At 64.8% G+C, this 18,185-nt stretch carries 18 protein-coding genes; 15 read left to right on the top strand and 3 right to left on the bottom strand.

The genetic code is table 11. The features are described from left to right. Positions 1-32: 32 nt before the first annotated feature. Positions 33-1,910 carry a hypothetical protein gene (locus DDF70_RS22830; RefSeq protein ID WP_114947113.1) on the bottom strand — a complete coding sequence of 626 codons (1,878 nt, stop codon included), beginning with the start codon at positions 1,908-1,910 and terminating at the stop codon, positions 33-35. An 83-nt stretch (positions 1,911-1,993) separates the two neighbouring features. Next, positions 1,994-2,320, bottom strand: coding sequence for an iron-sulfur cluster insertion protein ErpA (gene erpA, locus DDF70_RS22825; protein WP_114947112.1), 327 nt, complete (start codon positions 2,318-2,320; stop codon positions 1,994-1,996). An 88-nt stretch (positions 2,321-2,408) separates the two neighbouring features. Between erpA and DDF70_RS22820 the strand changes: the two genes are divergently transcribed. From DDF70_RS22820 to DDF70_RS22755, 14 genes are all read left to right on the top strand, one after another. Beyond that, entirely contained in the window at positions 2,409-3,623 is a 1,215-nt protein-coding gene (locus DDF70_RS22820; RefSeq protein ID WP_114947111.1) for a deoxyguanosinetriphosphate triphosphohydrolase, read from the top strand. Between the two features lie 50 nt (positions 3,624-3,673). Beyond that, positions 3,674-5,434, top strand: a complete 1,761-nt coding sequence (gene argS / locus DDF70_RS22815) for an arginine--tRNA ligase (RefSeq protein WP_114947110.1) — start codon at positions 3,674-3,676, stop codon at positions 5,432-5,434. A 106-nt stretch (positions 5,435-5,540) separates the two neighbouring features. Next, entirely contained in the window at positions 5,541-6,944 is a 1,404-nt protein-coding gene (locus DDF70_RS22810; RefSeq protein ID WP_114947109.1) for an SPOR domain-containing protein, read from the top strand. A gap of 58 nt (positions 6,945-7,002) precedes the next feature. Beyond that, positions 7,003-8,022, top strand: coding sequence for a beta-N-acetylhexosaminidase (gene nagZ / locus DDF70_RS22805; protein WP_114947108.1), 1,020 nt, complete (start codon positions 7,003-7,005; stop codon positions 8,020-8,022). Positions 8,023-8,062: 40 nt separating this feature from the next. Beyond that, complete coding sequence (locus DDF70_RS22800; RefSeq protein WP_114947107.1) at positions 8,063-8,863, top strand: segregation and condensation protein A; 801 nt, start codon at positions 8,063-8,065, stop codon at positions 8,861-8,863. Between the two features lies 1 nt (position 8,864). Then, complete coding sequence (gene scpB / locus DDF70_RS22795; protein ID WP_114947106.1) at positions 8,865-9,584, top strand: SMC-Scp complex subunit ScpB; 720 nt, start codon at positions 8,865-8,867, stop codon at positions 9,582-9,584. Then, positions 9,581-10,705 carry an ABC transporter ATP-binding protein gene (locus DDF70_RS22790; protein ID WP_114947105.1) on the top strand — a complete coding sequence of 375 codons (1,125 nt, stop codon included), beginning with the start codon at positions 9,581-9,583 and terminating at the stop codon, positions 10,703-10,705. The genes scpB and DDF70_RS22790 overlap by 4 nt, the downstream gene beginning before the upstream one ends. 57 nt (positions 10,706-10,762) lie before the next feature. After that, positions 10,763-11,005 (top strand): twin-arginine translocase TatA/TatE family subunit, encoded by a 243-nt coding sequence (locus DDF70_RS22785; protein ID WP_114947104.1) that lies wholly within the window; start codon positions 10,763-10,765, stop codon positions 11,003-11,005. A gap of 73 nt (positions 11,006-11,078) precedes the next feature. Then, positions 11,079-11,690, top strand: coding sequence for a Sec-independent protein translocase protein TatB (gene tatB / locus DDF70_RS22780; protein WP_114947103.1), 612 nt, complete (start codon positions 11,079-11,081; stop codon positions 11,688-11,690). Further along, on the top strand, positions 11,687-12,490 hold the full coding sequence (tatC, locus tag DDF70_RS22775; protein ID WP_114947102.1) for a twin-arginine translocase subunit TatC: 804 nt from the start codon (positions 11,687-11,689) through the stop codon (positions 12,488-12,490). Before tatB ends, tatC begins: the two co-directional genes overlap by 4 nt. 101 nt (positions 12,491-12,591) lie before the next feature. After that, entirely contained in the window at positions 12,592-13,953 is a 1,362-nt protein-coding gene (gene serS, locus DDF70_RS22770; protein ID WP_114947101.1) for a serine--tRNA ligase, read from the top strand. A 1-nt stretch (position 13,954) separates the two neighbouring features. Beyond that, the gene (surE, locus tag DDF70_RS22765; protein WP_114947100.1) at positions 13,955-14,719 is read left to right on the top strand and encodes a 5'/3'-nucleotidase SurE; all 765 of its coding nucleotides are present in this window, start codon (positions 13,955-13,957) and stop codon (positions 14,717-14,719) included. Positions 14,720-14,732: 13 nt separating this feature from the next. Then, on the top strand, positions 14,733-15,416 hold the full coding sequence (locus tag DDF70_RS22760; protein ID WP_114947099.1) for a protein-L-isoaspartate O-methyltransferase family protein: 684 nt from the start codon (positions 14,733-14,735) through the stop codon (positions 15,414-15,416). A gap of 114 nt (positions 15,417-15,530) precedes the next feature. Beyond that, positions 15,531-16,619 (top strand): M23 family metallopeptidase, encoded by a 1,089-nt coding sequence (locus DDF70_RS22755; RefSeq protein WP_170316110.1) that lies wholly within the window; start codon positions 15,531-15,533, stop codon positions 16,617-16,619. Between the two features lie 85 nt (positions 16,620-16,704). On the opposite strand, the gene DDF70_RS22750 is transcribed toward DDF70_RS22755, so the two are convergent. Then, the gene (locus DDF70_RS22750) at positions 16,705-17,580 is read right to left on the bottom strand and encodes an ATP-binding protein (RefSeq protein WP_114947098.1); all 876 of its coding nucleotides are present in this window, start codon (positions 17,578-17,580) and stop codon (positions 16,705-16,707) included. 224 nt (positions 17,581-17,804) lie between these two features. On the opposite strand from DDF70_RS22750, the gene yajC reads away from it, so the two are divergent. Continuing rightward, the gene (gene yajC, locus DDF70_RS22745; protein WP_245273005.1) at positions 17,805-18,137 is read left to right on the top strand and encodes a preprotein translocase subunit YajC; all 333 of its coding nucleotides are present in this window, start codon (positions 17,805-17,807) and stop codon (positions 18,135-18,137) included. The last annotated feature ends 48 nt before the right edge of the window (positions 18,138-18,185 follow it).

Here is an 18,185-nt window from a genome sequence, read left to right as displayed (position 1 = left end):
CGGCCTTATACCGGCGATGACGATGAGGTGGTTTACTCCACCTTTGCCTTGATGTTCAGCTTCTGAATCGCATCGGCAGGCTTCGGTGCCAGCGCGACATCCATGAATCCGAAACCGGAAGGATTCTTCGGCGTTGCGTCGACGGTGAGCTTTCCCGGTTTAGCGATGAAGCTTGCGATTGCACGCGCTAAAGCCGAGGTCTGTTCGGAATCGCCGATCAACGAGGCGAGCACCAGAGGCGCCGCATCCGCGTAGAGCTTGCGCAGGGTTTCCGGCTTGATCTTCTGCTTTTTGGCGGTTTCGGCGAGGTAACGATCGAACACTCCGTTGTCCTCGACCACGAGATTCGCGGACTTGGCCTTCAGGCCGATCACCGCAGCGGCGGCCGTAGCCTCGTCTGTGCTGAAGAGATCCTTGGTGGCACTGCCGATCACGCCCGTCAGGGAAAAGCGGCCCAATCCTTTCGTCTCGCCTGAAATCTGCTTGAGCACGATTTCGTTCGTGCTTTCGTTCCAGGTTGCTTCAAGCAGGAAGGATGAGGTCGGGTTCTTGAAGTCGGGGCCCAGGAGATCGGCGATAAACTTGTCCGAACCACCCGAGGGAAGGGTCATCGCTACATCGCGTGCTTCGTACCTGATATTCGTTGGAATGCCATTCACAGGCTTGTCAGCTGTCAGCTCAAGACCCTTCAAGGTCACGACGATGCGCCCAGGCTTGCCGTCTTCTTCCTTGTCGCTCGGGCCATCGATATCGACATCGGACATACGCAGTGTCCCCACCGTCGGGATCAAGGTCCGCATATCCGCTTGGTCGAGATTGTCGAGAGACTTGTCCTGAAGGGCTTTCAAGCCGTTCAGCGTCGGCTCGAAAGAAAAGCCGGTTAGACTGATGCTGCCGAATTTGACATGCATGTCCTGATCGTTGACCGAGAACCCTTCCATGCGGACCTGAGCGGCCTCCGAGCCTGTCGCGCCCGTATAGGCAATGCGTTCGATGCGGCCGGGAACGGAAGACGGCTTGTTCTTGTCTTTCTTGGGAACTGTAAACTCGATGCCCGCCGCTTCCGCGTAAGCGATGTTGAAAGCACCGAGCAGGTCGGCAATCGACGTCATCAGCTGCTTTTGTTCTACCTCTGACAGATCGGGTTTGCCGGCGAGCCTCTCCATGAGAGCCGAGGTGCCGGTCCAGGAATCCAAGGTTGGCCGTGCCATGAAGTCACGGCCGCTGATGCGCGCGATCTTGAAGCCGATCTGGTCCTTAACGTCACGTAGTTCGGTTTTCTCGATGGAGAACGGGCCGTGTATCGGAACCAGGGCATCGGACGAGGAGACGGCCTTGGTTTCGTAGAGGCGGGCGAAAGCAGGCAGATCGAAATCGCTGATCGAGGCACGCCCGAAGCTGGCGACTAAATCGGCCTCAGGCCCCTTCTGGTCCATGGCCATGGCTTCCACGGTGGTCGAGGCAATCTTGCCCTTCACAATATCGCTCAGCGTCACGTTCGAGTACGTGACCGTGACGGCGTGCCCGTTGGCCTGTTGCGTAAGCTTGACCTCAGGAATTCGGACCTGCTTGACGCTGATCCTCGCCAGACGGTCGGCCAAAGGCTCGGATGAACTGCTCGAAAGCAACGCCTCGATATCGGCCCTTGCAGAAGCGGCGCCGGAAAGTTCGATGCGCTTGGCTTCATACCGCGCTCCGCCGAAGGAGAAGCTTACGTTATCGAGGGAGAAGCTGTCTGCGCCCTGAGCGAAAGCCGCGCTCCAGAGCGGAACCTTGACGGCTCCTACGGCAATCCGTTGTCCGGCCTTTTCGACAACCAGATCGCGGATCACGGCGGGCTCGAACTGTAAGGCCGCGAAGCCGGTGATCAAAGCGAGTGCGCAAACGCCTGCGCGATAACGAAATCCCATACTTATCCCCCTGACCGAGCGAATCTGCGCTGGTCGCCTCAAAGTCAAGTGCGGGAGGCAGAATAGGGCCTTGTGTAACGATTTTACAATGAAAACGAGGTGCCGCAGCCGCAGGAGGCGGTGGCATGGGGGTTCTCGATCTTGAAGGACTGGCCGATCAGGTCGTCCACGAAGTCGATGACGGAACCGTCCATGTACTGGATCGACACCTCGTCCACGACCACCGTCGCCCCATCCCTTTCGATCACGAGGTCGTCGTCCTGCCGGGTCCGATCCACGTCGAAGGCATACTGGAATCCGGAGCAGCCGCCTCCGTTGACGCTGATTCTCAGGTGGGACCCGACGGGCTCGGACGACATGATCTCGTTGATGCGGCGGGCGGCTCGGTCAGTCAGGGTGATACCGGTCATGGGCACTTCCAGTCCTCAGGCGGACGCAATTCTTGCATAAGATGTTAAGAGCAAGGTAAGTGCGCGCTGACAAGGCTTCAACCCGGGGATGATTGTGCGGCCCTTTGGCGAGAGATGGCGAGCCCCATATGCCTGCGACCCCTGGGGAAGCAGAGGCCGGCTGTTCCCGGAGGCGGTCTCGCCGACCCGCAGCGACTTCCAGCGCGACCGGGACCGGATCATCCATTCCTCGGCCTTTCGGCGCCTGAAGCACAAGACGCAGGTGTTCGTCTATCACGAGGGCGACCATTTCCGCACCCGGCTGACCCACACGATCGAAGTGAGCCAGATCGCCCGGGCGCTCGCCCGCTCCCTCGGCCTCGACGAGGATCTGGCCGAGGCGCTGGCGCTGTCCCACGACCTGGGCCATACGCCCTTCGGCCATACGGGAGAGGATACCCTCGACGAGTGCATGGCCGGGTTCGGCGGGTTCGATCACAACGCCCAGGCGCTGCGGGTCGTCACCCGCCTGGAGCGCCGTTACGCGGAGTACGACGGGCTCAACCTCACCTGGGAAGCCCTGGAGGGCCTGGTCAAGCACAACGGCCCGCTCCTGGAGGCCGACGGACAACCGACCCTGCGCTACGCCGCGCGAGGCGTTCCGCTGGCGATCCTCGAATACAACGCCCTTCAGGACCTGGAACTTGCCACCCATGCCGGAGGAGAGGCCCAGGCGGCGGCCATTGCCGATGACATCGCCTACGATGCCCACGATATCGACGACGGTTTGCGGGCAGGGCTTTTCAGGATCGAGGAGCTGCGCGAGGTGCCGTTTCTCGATGGCCTCCTGACGGACATCGATGCGCGCTATCCAACCCTCGAACTCTCCCGGCGGATCCACGAGCTGACCCGGCGCGTCATCACCCGCTTCGTCGAGGACGTGGTCGCGGAAGGAGAGCGCAGGATCTCGGCGCTGTCTCCGCAGAGCGCGGAGGATATCCGGCGTGCCGGCGATACCATGGTCTGCTTCTCGCAAGCCATGAAGGAGGCCGATGCCTCCATCAAGCGGTTCCTCTATGCCCGCATGTACCGGCACCCGGACGTGATGCGGGTCCGCGCCCAGGCGGACGCCGTGCTGCGGGACCTTTTCAGGCGCTTCAAGGCCGAGCCGGAGCTGATGCCGGAGGAATGGCAGGCGGACCTGCCGAAGGACGACGAGCCCCGGCTCGCCCGGCGCGTGGCCGATTACATCGCCGGCATGACGGACCGCTATGCGATCCTTGAGCACCGGCGTCTGTTTGACGTGACGCCGGACCTGCGCTAGGCGGCACCCATGGAATTCCAGGGCCAAAGGCCCTTCAGAGACAAAGTACCATGAACATTTTCGGGCTGTTTGAGAAGCGGGTTGCGGATGCGCTCGGCCGGTTGGCCGAGACGGGTAAGATACCGTCGGGGCTGGATGTCAGCCGCGTCGTGGTCGAGCCGCCGCGCGATCCCTCCCATGGCGACCTCGCCACGAACGCCGCCATGGTGCTGGCCAAGGAGGCGCGGATGAACCCGCGCGCCCTGGCCGAGCTTCTCGTCACCGACCTCAAGGACGATCCGCGCGTCACCAGCGTGGAGATCGCCGGTCCCGGTTTCATCAACATCCGCCTCGCGCCTTCCGTCCTCCACGAGGTCCTGCGTGCCGCCGTCGTCGACGGCGACGGTTTCGGCCGGAGCGGGCAGGGTGCGGGCTCGCCGGTCAATGTCGAGTATGTCTCGGCCAATCCGACCGGGCCGATGCATGTGGGCCATTGCCGGGGCGCGGTCTTCGGCGATGCCCTGGCGGGCCTCCTGGATTTCGCCGGCTACAAGGTCACCCGCGAATACTACATCAACGATGCCGGCGCGCAGGTCGACGTCCTCGCCCAGTCTGCCTTCAATCGATACATGGATGTGCTTCAGAAACAGGAGCGTCCAATCCCAGACGGGCTTTATCCGGGCGAGTACTTGAAGCCCGTGGGCGAACGCCTTTTCGAGGAATATGGCGAGCGCCTGTTTAACATGGCGCCAGCCGAATGGCTGCCGATCGTGCGTGAGTTCACGATTAACGCCATGATGGACATGATCCGGGACGACCTCGCGGCCCTCAACATCCATCACGACGTGTTCTTCTCTGAAAAGTCCCTTCAGTCCGGCCCGGTGGATCAGGTCAAGGAGCTGATCACGGAGCTTCGCGGCCGCGATCTCGTCTATATGGGCCGCCTGCCGCCCCCTAAGGGCCAGAAGGACGAGGATTGGGAGGATCGGGAGCAGCTTCTGTTCCGCGCCACTGCCTTCGGCGACGAGGTCGACCGGCCGCTCCTGAAGTCGGACGGCTCCTACACCTATTTCGCCTCCGACATCGCCTATCACCGCTCCAAGTTCGAGCGGGGCTTCGCCTCCATGATCGACGTCTGGGGCGCGGACCACGGCGGCTACGTGAAGCGCATGCAGGCGGCCGTGAAGGCCGTTTCGGACAATAAGGCCGACCTCGACGTGAAGCTCTGCCAGCTGGTGAAGCTGCTGCGCGGGGGCGAGCCGGTGAAGATGTCCAAGCGCTCGGGTGACTTCGTGACCCTGCGCGAGGTCGTCGACGAGGTGGGCCGGGACGCCACCCGCTTCATGATGATCTTCCGCAAGAACGACGCGACCCTGGATTTCGACCTCGCCAAGGTGGTCGAGCAGTCCAAGGACAACCCGGTCTTCTACGTCCAGTACGCCCATGCCCGCTGCGCGTCCGTCTTCCGTCAGGCGGCGGAGGCGTTCCCGGGCACCGACTTCTCGGCGGCTCAGCTTGCGAAGGCGGACCTGTCGATTCTCAATGACGAAGCGGAAACGGACGTCATCCATCGTATCGCTCAGTTTCCGCGGACGATCGAGGCCGCAGCCGAAGCTCACGAGCCCCACCGGGTGGCATTTTATCTTTATGACTTGGCGAGCGCCTTCCACAGTCTATGGAATAAGGGCAAAGACTTGCCGCAATTACGCTTTGTTAATCTAACTGATAAAGATTCAACACAAGCGAGGCTCGCTCTCGTGCATGCCCTCAAGGGTGTGCTCGCATCTGGTCTCGCAATCCTGGGCGTCACGGCACCCGATGAAATGCGATAGTGTTTCTCTAAGCGGATCAATCGCTTACGAAGCATTCGCGTCGGGTCTCGTCACGTCGTGCAGGCGGAGCAACGGTGCTCCTGTCGCGTAACTGGAGATCCGGCGCATGAGCGAATCAGTGAAGCCCCGTTTTGCCGTCGACCTCAACGAGATCGAACGGCAACTCGCGCAGGCGGGCACCCCGCAATCCCAGCCGGCCACCGCCGGGCGGAACGATCCGCTCGCGGAATTGGCCCGGATCGTGGGGCAAGACGACCCATTTCAAAGCATTTTGGCCAATGACGGCTCCGCCCGTCCGCGCCAGCAGGGCACCTCGATCGACGATCTTTTCGCCGTCCGCGACACCGTGTCGCAAGGAGCGCGCGAGGTGCCGGTCCGTGCCCCCCAAGGAGGTCATGCCGCGCCGTCGTTCGATCTCGGCGGATACCCGCAGAGCAATGTCCGTGCCCCTGAGTCCGCCTACGCCCGCCAGCCCGCTCCCCACGATCAGGATGCCTACGGCAACGAGGCTTATGCGCAGGACTACTATGCCGATCAGGCCGGGCATTACGCCGACCAGGATTACGATCAGCAGCAGGATTACGCACCTGTCGAGAAGCGGCGCTCCCGCAAGGGCATGGTTGCCATTGCGGCGGTCGTGGGCGCGGTCGTGCTTGGCGGTGGCGGAGCCTACATGGCGTCGGGCTCGTCGGTGGTCACAGGGGGTGAACCGCCGCTCGTGAAGGCCAACAACGAACCCACCAAGATCCAGCCGCAGAACCCGGGCGGGGTCGAAATCCCGAACCAGAACAAGCAGATCTACGAGCGCGCCAACCAGAATACGGCGACCAAGGTCGTCAACCGGGAGGAGCAGCCGGTCGACCTCCAGCAGGCCGTGCGCATGAATGGCGGTGCCGTCGCCGACGCCACGGGCGGCACGATCCCCGCCGGCACGGTCAAGCCGCAGCAGACTGCCAGCCTGAATCTCGGCGAGCCGAAGAAGGTCCGCACGGTTACGATCCGCCCTGACGGCACGGTCGCGGGTTCGGAGCATCAGGCCGCCCAGCCGGCGGCGCCCGCCGCCATGACACTGCCGCCCCAGGCTCAGTCCGCGCCGACGCCCGTCCAGACGGCATCGGCCCAGCCCCGAGCGGCCGCGAGCACCCCGGTCGCAGCTCCCGCCACGCCTGCTCCGACCCCGAAACCTGCGGCAGCCACGCCCGCACCGACGCAGGTCGCATCGGTTCAGCCGGTTGCTCCCGCGGCAGCCGCAGCGGAAACGACGCCCAGCGGCGGCTTCGCCGTGCAGCTTGGCCTCGCGAATTCGGAGGCCGGTGCCCAAACCGCCTTTGCGTCGTTCCAGCGCAAGTATCCCGATCTCGAAGGCATGCCGTCTCTCATCCGCAAGGCCGAGGTCAACGGCAGCACCATCTATCGCGTTCGCGTCGGCCCCCTGTCCAAGGAGGAGGCTTCCTCCCTCTGCTCCAAGCTGCAGGGCCAAGGCGGTCAGTGCTTCGTCGCCAAGAACTGAGACGGCTCGCCGGTCGAGATTCCTTGACCCTGTCGAGCAGGAGACTTAAGGCGCGGGTATGAAAACCCGCGCCTTTATTGCCGGTTGCTCCGGCATCGAGCTCACCCCGGACGAGGTCGCTTTCTTCAAGGAGGCGGATCCCTGGGGCTTCATCCTGTTCCGCCGCAACGTGGAGGCGCCCGAGCAGGTGAGGGCGCTCTGCGCCTCCCTGAGGGAGGCGGTCGGTCGGGCGGATGCTCCGATCCTGATCGACCAGGAGGGCGGCCGCGTCCAGCGCCTGGGCCCGCCCCATTGGCCCAAATACCCCTCCGGCAGCTCCTATGGCCGCGTTCACGCGAACGATCCGCTCGTCCAGCGCGAGATCGCACGGCTCGGAGCCCGCCTGATCGCTCACGATCTCCGTTCGGTCGGCATCACGGTTGATTGCCTGCCGGTCCTGGACGTGCCCTCGCCGGGAGCCCACGACGTGATCGGCGATCGGGCCTACGGCAAGACGCCGGGCCAGGTCGCCATCCTGGGCCGGGCCGCCGCCGAAGGCCTGCTGGCCGGCGGCGTGATGCCGGTGGTGAAGCACATGCCGGGCCATGGCCGGGCCGGGGCCGACAGTCACCTGGCGCTGCCCGTAGTCGATGCCTCCCGCGAGGAGCTGGAGCGCCACGACTTCGCGCCGTTCCGCATGCTGACCGACATGCCCCTCGCCATGACGGCGCATGTTGTCTACACCGCCCTGGATCCGGAGCGGCCCGCCACGACTTCCCCCATCGTCATGCAGGAGATCGTCCGGGGCCATATCGGCTATGACGGTTTGGTGATGACCGACGACCTGTCGATGCATGCCCTTTCCGGCTCGTTCCGGGACCGGACGGAGGCCGCCTTTGCGGCCGGCTGCGACATGGCTCTTCACTGCAACGGCCAGATGGATGAAATGAGCGCCGTCGCCGAGGCCGCCCCTGTCCTGAGCGGAGAGGCCCTGCGCCGCGCTAACGCAGCGTTAGCGCGCATCACGCATGATCCGGAGCCTTTGGATCCTGTGGATGCCCGGTCCAGGCTCGATTCTGCGCTTGCGATGATCGCCTAAAGCTAATGAAGCTTCGAACCTCATGAGTTGAGTACGGTCGATGGCAAATCCCTTACCCTTCGAGGACGTTGAGCGCACGGAGCGGGCCGAGAGCGAGCCCGCCCTGCTCGTGGACGTGGATGGGTTCGAAGGGCCGCTCGACCTCCTGCTGGAACTCGCCCGCCGCCAGAAGGTGGACCTCCACCGCATCTCGATCCTGGCGCTCGCCGAGCAATACATCACCTTCATCGAGGCGGCGCGCCGCATGCGTCTCGAGCTGGCGGCCGATTACCTCGTGATGGCGGCTTGGCTCGCCTATCTCAAGTCCCGCCTCCTGCTGCCCGAGCCGCCGAAGGGCGAGGAGCCGAGCGCCGAGGAGCTCGCTTCGGCCCTGGCCCTGCGCCTGCGCCGCCTGGAGGCGATCCGCGAGGCCGCCAAGAAGATGGGCGAACGTGCGTGGCTCGGCCGCGACGTGTTCGCCCGCGGCGCACCCGAGCCCGTGATCGTCCTCCGGGACTCACGCTACGAGGCGAGCCTCTACGACCTTCTCAAGGCCTATGCCCAGCAGCGGCAGATCCAGTTCAACGCCAAGGTGTCCCTGCACAAGCGGAACGTCTGGTCGCTGGTCGATGCGCGGGAAGCTCTTGAGCGGCTGGTCGGCCACTTGAACGACTGGGTGACGCTCGACACCTACCTGATGCAATACATGGTCGAACCTGCCATGCGACCGACAATTCTCGCCTCTGCCCTGTCCGCTACCCTGGAAATGGTGCGCGAGGGCAAGCTGACGGTCCGGCAGGACGAGGCCTTCGCTCCGGTCTGGGTCAAGCCCGTTGCCGACCCGGCCGAGGCAGGAGTTTAGGATGCTGCCCGATATGCAGGAAGACGCGACCGAGGTGCCGGAAGCCGAGGCTCCGGAAATCAGCCATGTTCCCGATCACGGCGAGGCCATGCGGATCGCCGAGGCGCTCCTGTTCGCCGCGCCTGCGCCCTTGAGCGCGGATGAGCTGAGCGGGCGCCTGCCGGAAGGCGCGGATGTGGAGAAGATCCTCCAGGACCTGACCGAGCTCTACGCTCCTCGGGGCGTGAACCTCGTCCGGGTGGCGGGGAAATGGACCTTCCGCACGGCCGGCGACCTGTCCTTCGTGCTCGCCCGCGACGTGGTCGAGCAGCGCAGATTGTCCCGCGCCGCGATGGAGACCCTGGCGATCATCGCTTATCATCAGCCGGTGACCCGAGCCGAGATCGAGGAGATCCGCGGTGTCGCCACGTCGAAGGGCACCATCGACACCCTCCTGGAGACCGGCTGGATCCGCCTGAGGGGGCGCAGGAAGGCTCCCGGGCGCCCCGTGACCTATGGCACGACACCCGGCTTCCTGGAGCATTTCGGCCTCGACGCCATCGAGGATCTTCCAGGCCTTGAGGAACTCAAGGGAGCGGGCTTCATCGAGGGCCGCGTGCCTTCGGACTTCTCGGTGCCGACACCCTCCGACGCGGACGCCCTGCGCGAGGACGAGGACCCGCTCGAGGACGATCCTCTTCAGCCTCTCGACATGCACCAGACCGAGGTGGGCGAGGAATGAACGCAAGACCCGCCGGGTCTGCCCGCGACCTGTTTCGTCTGCCCCGTTGGGGGCAGCGCGGGACGGCGGGCGCTTCCATCCCGGCCCAGCTGACCTTCGAGAGCATCGTCCAGGCCTACGACAGCCAGCGGGCGCTCGACGGCGTGTCGCTGACCATCGAGCCGGGAGAGATCGTCTGCCTGCTCGGTCATTCCGGCTGCGGCAAGACCACCCTGCTGCGCATCGCCGCGGGTGTCGAAATGCCGACCTCAGGCCGAGTTCTGATGGATGGGCGTGAGGTCAGTGGACCACGGACGTTCCTGGAGCCGGAGAAACGGGGCATCGGCCTCATGTTCCAGGATTATGCCCTCTTCCCGCACATGACGATCCTCCAGAACATCATGTTCGGGCTCAAGGATCTCTCGGCCTCAGAAGCCGGCATCGCCGCGCGTCGCGCCCTGTCCCGCGTCGGTCTCGAACATTACGCCAACGAGTATCCGCATACCCTGTCCGGCGGCGAACAGCAGCGGGTGGCCTTGGCCCGTTCGATCGCGCCGCGCCCTGGCGTCCTGCTCATGGACGAGCCGTTCTCGAACCTCGACCGGCGCATGCGCGACGCGATCCGGGACGAGACCGTCGCAATTCTGAGAGAAACCGGCGCTACGACCATCGTCGTCACGCACGATCCGGAGGAGGCGATGCGGATCGCCGACAGGATCGTGCTCATGCGTTCCGGCACGATCATTCAGCAGGGCGAGGCGGAGGAGATCTATCGCCGCCCGGCGAACCTGTTCGCCGCCCGCTTCTTCTGCGACTTCAACGAGCTTGAGGGCGTGGTTCGCAACGGCCAGGTCTCCTGCCCGGTGGGCATCTTTCCGGCGCCGCATCTCAGCGATGGGCCCGCCATCGTCTGCGTGCGGCCTCAAGGGTTGAAGCTCAAGCCCGAGGGCTTCTGCCTGCCGGGACGTGTGGTGTCTCGTCGCTTTCTCGGCGAGGTCGATCTGGTGCACATTGACGTGCAGGGGGTGGACCGCCCCTTGCAGGCCCGCGTTCACGATCCCGTTGGCGTGAAGGAGGGACAGGATGTGGGCATCGAAATCGCTACTAAGGATGTCCTTGTTTTCGCCGCCTCCGACGCATAGGTTGGCGGCGAGTTCATATCGAGAAGCCGCGCCTTTCCAGGCGCAGGAGGAATTGCCATGGGTGGCACGAGTATTTGGCACTGGATCGTCGTCGGTCTGATCGTCGTCCTTCTGTTCGGACGCGGCAAGATCTCCGACATGATGGGTGACGTCGCGAAGGGTATCAAAGCCTTCAAGAAGGGCATGTCCGAGGACGATACGCCGGCAAAGCCGGTGCAGCCGTCCGAGCCCGTCCGCACCCTCGATCATCAGGCCGGCGCTCCGACGAGCACCGCAACGACGGACCACAAGGTCGGCTAAGCTTCGTGCGCCGCCGCTCGGAGCGGCGTGTCAGTACGCGTGAGTACCTAAGAGGCAGGTTCGAGGCCACGTCATGTTGGACATGAGCTGGGGTGAGGTCATGGTGATCGGTGCCGTCGCGCTGATCGTGATCGGCCCGAAGGATCTGCCGAAAGCGCTGCGGACGGTCGGGCAGGTGACAGGGAAGCTTCGCCGCATGGCGGCGGAGTTCCAGGGGCAGTTCAACGAGGCCATGCGCGAGGCCGAGCTCGACGAGGTCAAGAAGCAGCTTCAGGGGATGAACGACTCCGTCTCCTCCGTCGGGAATACGAACTTCAACCCCATCCAGACGATCCGAGACGAGCTCAAGACCTCGATCGAAGCGCCCGTGGCGCCAGCCGTCCAGGCTCCCGAGACCGAGACCAAGCAGGATGTTCCGCCGGTGACGGCGGATCAGGTCACGGCGCCCGAGCCGGAAACGCCTGTGAAGGAAGCAGCCTCCGACGCCTCGGTTCAAGCGGTGGTGGAAGGGCGTGAGCCGGCACCTGCCGATCCCCTGGTCGAGCTGCCGCTTCCGCCGAGCGTCGATCCGGCCACGGAGATCGCCGAATCTCTGAGACGGGAGGCCGAATACGAGGCCCAGCAGGCTGCCCTTGCCGAGCAACTTTCAGAAAAACCAGTAAAATCGGACGCGAAAGCCGGATGACCACCGCCGCTGAAGACGATGAGGTCGAAGCTTCGCGCGCGCCTCTGATCGAGCACCTGACCGAGCTGCGATCGCGCCTGATCAAGGCGCTGGTCGCGTTCGTGGTGATGTTCTTTCTCTGCTTCGCCGCCGCGAAGTACATCTACAACGCGCTCGTCTGGCCCTACGTCCTCGCTGTCGGTTCGCCCGAGAAGGCGCACCTCGTCTATACGCATGGCCTGGAGTACCTCTTCACGCAGATTCAGGTCGCCGCCTTCGGCGCCGGGTTCCTGGCGTTCCCGGTCATCGCCATCCAGATTTACAAATTCGTGGCGCCGGGACTCTACAAGAACGAGCGGCGGGCCTTCGTCCCGTACCTCTTCGCGACACCGATCCTCTTCGTCATCGGCGCGGCCTGCGTCTATTTCATCGCCATGCCGCTCCTCATGCGCTTCTCCGTGGGCATGCAGCAGCTGGCGACGGACACGAGCCCTGCCATCGAGTTCCTGCCCAAGGTCAGCGAGTACCTGTCGCTGATCATGACGCTGATCTTCGCCTTCGGCATCTGCTTCCAGCTGCCGGTCGTCCTGACCCTGCTCGCCCGCGCCGGGATCATCGACTCGCAGTTCCTGAAGGACAAGCGCCGCTACGCGATCGTCTTCGTCTTCGTGCTGGCCGCGGTTCTCACGCCGCCGGACGTGATCAGCCAGTTCGCCCTTGCGATCCCCACCTTGCTTCTTTACGAGGCATCCATCTTCTCCGTGACCATGGTCGAGAAGAAGCGTGCGGAAGCCGAGGCCGCGCGCGCGGCAGAGGGTTAGAGGCCGAAAGGACTCCACATCGGCCGCCATCCTCGGCATAAGTTGAAGGGGCGGTCTCGTCGGAAAGGGCAGGGCCGCTCGGCGAAGCAGGTCCTCATCCCATGCACGACATCCGTTCCATCCGCGAAAACCCCGCGGCTTTCGACCAAGGCCTCCGGAACCGGGGCATGGAGCCCCTGTCCGCTCGGCTCATCGCCCTCGACGATGCCCGGAAGGCCGCGATTTCCGCCCTGCAGGCCGCCACCGAGCGCCGCAATGCCCTATCCAAGGAGATCGGCCAGGCAAAGGCCAAAAAGGACGAAGCCCGGGCCCAGGAGCTGATGGCCGAGGTCGCCCGGATCAAGGAGACGATGCCCGAGTTGGAGGAGGGCGAGCGGAATGCCGAGAAGGCGCTGTTCGAGGCTCTTGCCGCCATTCCCAATATTCCAAAGGACGATGTGCCGGTCGGGGCCGACGAACACGGCAACGTGGAGCGTCACCGCTTCGGCACGCCGCCGACCATGAACAACGCCAAGCAGCACTTCGAGATCGGCGAGGCTCTCGGCCTCATGGACTTCGAGACGGCGGCCAAGCTCTCCGGCTCGCGCTTCGTCGTGTTGAAAGGCGGCCTGGCTCGCCTGGAGCGCGCGCTCGGTCAATTCATGATCGACCTGCACACCACCGAACACGGCTACACGGAAGTGAACCCGCCGCTGCTGGTGCGGGACGACGCCATGTTCGGCACGGCGCAGCTGCCGAAGTTCGAGGACGATCAGTTCTGGGCCTTCCCCGGCAACTCGCTCGAGCAGATCGTGGCTGCCGCACTCGAAGGTCAGGCGCGTGACGCGGTCGCCAAGCTCGTCAAGGACACACGCTACGGCATGATCCCCACGGCGGAGGTCACGCTCACCAATCTCGTGCGCGAGCAGATCCTATCCGAGGAAGAGCTGCCCTTGCGCTTCACCGCGCTCACCCCGAGCTTCCGGGCCGAGGCGGGCTCCGCCGGACGTGACACGCGCGGCATGATCCGCCAGCACCAGTTCGTGAAGTGCGAGCTCGTCTCCATAACCACGCCCGAGACATCAGCCGACGAGCATGAGCGCATGCTCACCAGCGCCGAGAACGTGCTGAAGAAACTCGAACTGCCGTTCCGCACCATGACACTCTGCACGGGCGACATGGGCTTCTCCTCGACCAAGACCTACGACATCGAGGTCTGGCTGCCGGGGCAGGGGATGTATCGCGAGATTTCGAGCTGCTCGGTCTGCTCCGATTTCCAGGCGCGGCGCATGAATGCCCGCTATCGCGCTGCCGGTGAGAAGCAGCCTCGTTTCGTGCACACGCTCAACGGCTCCGGCCTCGCGGTCGGGCGTACGCTCGTGGCCGTTCTGGAGAACTACCAGAACGAGGACGGCAGCGTCACGATCCCGTCTGCGCTCCAGCCCTATATGGGCGGGATGACGCGCATCGAGCGTCAGGCCTGACATGCGCATTCTCTGCACCAACGACGACGGCATCCATGCTCCGGGGTTGAAGGCTCTCGAGGCCATCGCGCGCAACCTGTCGGACGATGTCTGGGTCGTCGCGCCCGAGACCGATCAGAGCGGCGTCGCCCATTCGCTCTCGCTCAACGATCCCTTGCGCCTGCGCGAGGTTTCGAGCCGACACTTCGCCGTGAAGGGCACGCCGACCGATTGCGTGATCATGGGCGTCCGCCACCTCATGCGGGACGCGCGGCCCGACCTCGTGCTCTCCGGGGTGAACCGGGGGCAGAACGTGGCGGAGGACGTGACCTATTCCGGCACGGTGGCCGGCGCCATCGAGGGCACGATCCTCGGTATTCCGTCCATCGCTCTCTCGCAGGCCTATGGGCCGGGCACGCGCAACGCGCCGCGCTGGCAATGCGCGGAGCATCACGGCCCCAAGGTCGTGCGCAGGATCCTCGAGGCGGGCGTCGACAAGGGCATCCTCGTCAACGTCAACTTTCCCGATTGCGAACCCGATGAGGTCGAAGGGACGGCGCTCGTCAACCAAGGCCAGCGCACGCAGGAACTCCTGCGTCTCGACGAGCGCCAGGACGGGCGCGGCAATCCTTATTTCTGGATCGCCTTCGAGCGCCGCCCGTTCACGCCTGGGAACGGCACGGATCTCTGGGCCATCGCCAACCGGCGCATCGCCGTCACGCCGCTTCGCATCGACATGACGGACGAGCCGACCCTGACGCGCTACGCACAGGCATTCGGCGGATGAGAGAGCAGGCGCGATGAACCAGGACATGCCATTCCTGCCTGAAGCGGAAGCCCGCGACGAGCAGGAGGCGATCGGCGCTGCGTCCTTCATCCTGTCCCTGCGCGCCAAAGGTATCCGCGACACGGCTCTTCTGCGCGCCATGGAACTCGTCCCACGCGAGGTCTTCGCGCCGCGCCGCTTCACCGACCTCGCCCGCACGGATGTGGCGCTCCCGCTGCCCTGCGGACAGACCATGACCGGTCCTGCCACGGTCGCGGCCATGCTGCTGTCGCTCGGTGTACAGCCGGGTCAGCGCGTTCTCGAAGTTGGAACGGGGAGCGGCTACGTGACCGCGTTGCTGGCAAGGCTCGGCGCGGATGTCACGAGCGTTGAGCGCTTCAACACGCTCGCGGAAAGCGCGGCTCAGCATCTGAAGATCGTGGATGCGGGAAAGATCCGCCTCGAAGTGGGCGACGGCTTGGCTGCGCGAGTGCGCGACCGCTTCGATCGCATCCTGCTCAACGGCGCCTGTCCGGAGATCCCGGAGACCGTGACGTCCCTCCTTGGGCCGGGGAGCCGCTTGGTGGGGGCCGTCGCCATCGAGGGCGTGCCGCATCTCGTGCGGATCGAGCGCAATACCGAGGGTGAACTCGCGCAATCGGTCGGTGCGGCCTTGCGCATCTCACCCCTCGTCACGGGGATTGCGGCAACTCTCTGACCGGAACGAAATATTTTCGGACAGGGTTACGACAATCCGCGCAACGTCAACCGTTGCTTAACCTGAACAGGCTTTTAATGGCTCCATCGAGTTGCGTTCGGTTGGGGTTGAGTGATGCGGTTGCGTGTGTGTTCTGGGCATTGGGGTGCGGTGTCGCGGATCGCCCTGGTGGGGATGATCGGGAGTGCAGCAGCGGCCTGCAGTACCGACAGCGCGCGGTTCGCCGAGAACCCGTTCTCGAACCCCTTCGCGGCGAGCGAGCGCATGGACACCACGGCTTCCATGGCGCCCCAACCCGCTCCGTCCTACTCGGCTGCGCCGATGCCGACGCCGAGCGTTCAGGCCCAGGCTCTGCCTCCCGTGCAGTCCCAGCCCCTGTCGCAACCTGCCCGCATCGCCTCCGCTCCTGCTCCCGCTCCGGTTCAGGCGCGGCCCGCGCCTGTCGCTCAGGCCGCGCCGGCACAGCCTGCGGGCCGTCCCCAGTTCCGCCTCGTCGATACGTCAAAGGTGCCGGCCGCGACGACGCCTGTCGCCGCTGCCGAGCCGGCGAAGCGCGTCCGTCCTGGGATGACCGCGACGGCCCAGGCTCCCGCTCCGTCCGCTCCGGCTCATGCCCGGTCCGCGCCGATGCAGGTCGCTGCCGCGACCGACGAGCCGCTGGTCTCCGCGCCCAAGCCTCTCGTGTCCGCTCCGAAGCCGGTCGTGGAGCAGCCCAAGGTCGCGGCGCTCACCCAGCCCGAGCAAGTGAAACCCGCCGTTCAGCCGGTCGCTCCGGCTCCCCAGCCGGAGGCTGCCAAGGCTCCCGTGCAGGAGCCCGAGCAGACCGCTAGCGTGTCAGGCGATTTCCGTTGGCCGGCCCGCGGCCGCGTCATCGCCGGGTTCGGCGCCAATGGCGGCAATGAAGGCATCAATATCGCCGTTCCCGAAGGCACACCGGTCAAGGCCGCCGAGGCCGGCACCGTGACCTACGCGGGCAGCGAGGTGAAGGGCTACGGCAACCTCGTCCTGATCAAGCACGAGAACGGCTATGTCTCGGCCTACGCCCATAACGGCTCGCTCAGCGTGAAGCGCGGCGAGCAGGTGAAGCGCGGTCAGGTGATCGCCACCTCCGGCCAGACCGGCAACGTGACCTCGCCGCAGCTCCACTTCGAGATCCGCAAGGGTGCGACCCCGGTCGACCCGATGAAGCATCTCGGCGGCTGATCGGGCCAATGGTTTAGATCGGTCTCGATCGAGAGGCCGGTCGAATGAGGGGACGGTGGAGCTCAGCCACCGTCCCTTTGTCGTTTCAGATCGCCTTCCCAAGCCGTCCGGCCAGATCCTGGATGAACTGCCAGGCCGTGCGGCCGGAGCGAGCGCCGCGGGTCGTGGCCCATTCCAGCGCCTCGGCGCGGATGGTGTCGCGGTCCGCCTGCAGGCCGAGATGGTCGACATAGGCGAAGACCATGTCGAGATATTCGTCCTGGCTGCATTTGTGGAAGCCGAGCCAGAGGCCGAAGCGGTCGGAGAGGGAGACCTTCTCCTCCACGGCCTCGCCCGGGTTGATGGCCGTGGAGCGCTCGTTCTCCATCATGTCGCGCGGCAGCAGGTGGCGGCGGTTGGAGGTGGCGTAGAAGATCACGTTGTCGGGCCGCCCCTCGATCCCGCCTTCCAGCACGGCCTTGAGCGACTTGTAGGAGGTGTCGTCAGCATCGAAGGAGAGATCGTCGCAGAAGACGATGAAGCGGTGAGGATCCTGTCGCAGAAGGCCCATGAGGTCCGGCAGGGTCTCGATGTCTTCCCGGTGGATCTCGATCAGCTTGAGGGGAAGCGCGTCGGCTGGCTTGGCGTGGTTGATCTCCGCGTGGACTGCCTTGACCAGGGACGACTTGCCCATGCCCCGGGCGCCCCAGAGGAGGGCGTTGTTGGCCGGCAGGCCCCTGGCGAAGCGCTGGGTGTTCTCCGCGAGCTGGTCCCGGACCCGGTCGATGCCACGCAGAAGGCTCATCTCGACCCGGTTGACCTTCGGAACCGGCGAGAGCCTGCGCCCGGCGGCCTGCCAGACGAAGGCGTCGGCCTCCTTGAAGTCGGCGTGGGCCGTGCCGGTGGGGACGAGGCGCTCCAGGGCATCGGCGATCCGCGTCAAAAGCGCCAGGGATTCGGGAGAGTTCAGATCGGCGGGCATGAATTTTCGGCTTCAAGAAATAGTGAGGATGCCGTGCTTAGCGCGAAAATGGCTATCCGGTCCATGAAAGAGAGGACCTCGACCGTGCAGGAGCCTTGGGAAAGGCCTTGAACTTCATTGATTTCGGCGAGTCGATGGGTATAGTCCGCCACGCTTTGTAATCCCGTCCGGCGCGGGTGGGCCCAAAACGGGCCTGCCACGCGCCTTTATCCATGGAGAGCCGCTTGTTCATTTCACCTGCCTTCGCACAAGGGGCCCCCGCCGGGGGCGGAACGGAGATGATCCTTCAATTCGTTCCGTTCATCCTCATATTCGTGATCATGTGGTTCCTGATCATCCGGCCCCAGCAGCGCCGGGTGAAGACCCACCAGGAGATGATCAAGAACGTGCGCCGTGGCGATACGGTGGTCACCTCGGGCGGAATCATCGGCAAGGTCACGAAGGTCCTCGAGGATTCGAATGACATCGAAGTCGAGATTGCCGACGGCGTGAAGGTGAAGGTGGCCCGGGCCATGATCTCCGAGGTCCGCTCCAAGAGCGAGCCGGTCAAGGCTTGATGTGAAAAGAAGCCGGCCCTCGACGTATCCGACATGGGCCGGTTCGCC

Source organism: Microvirga calopogonii (assembly GCF_003347665.1).
In the GTDB taxonomy this organism is placed as follows: Bacteria; Pseudomonadota; Alphaproteobacteria; order Rhizobiales; family Beijerinckiaceae; genus Microvirga; species Microvirga calopogonii.
Note: the sequence above shows the minus strand (reverse complement) of the source record. Positions and strands in the feature narration are given on the sequence as shown.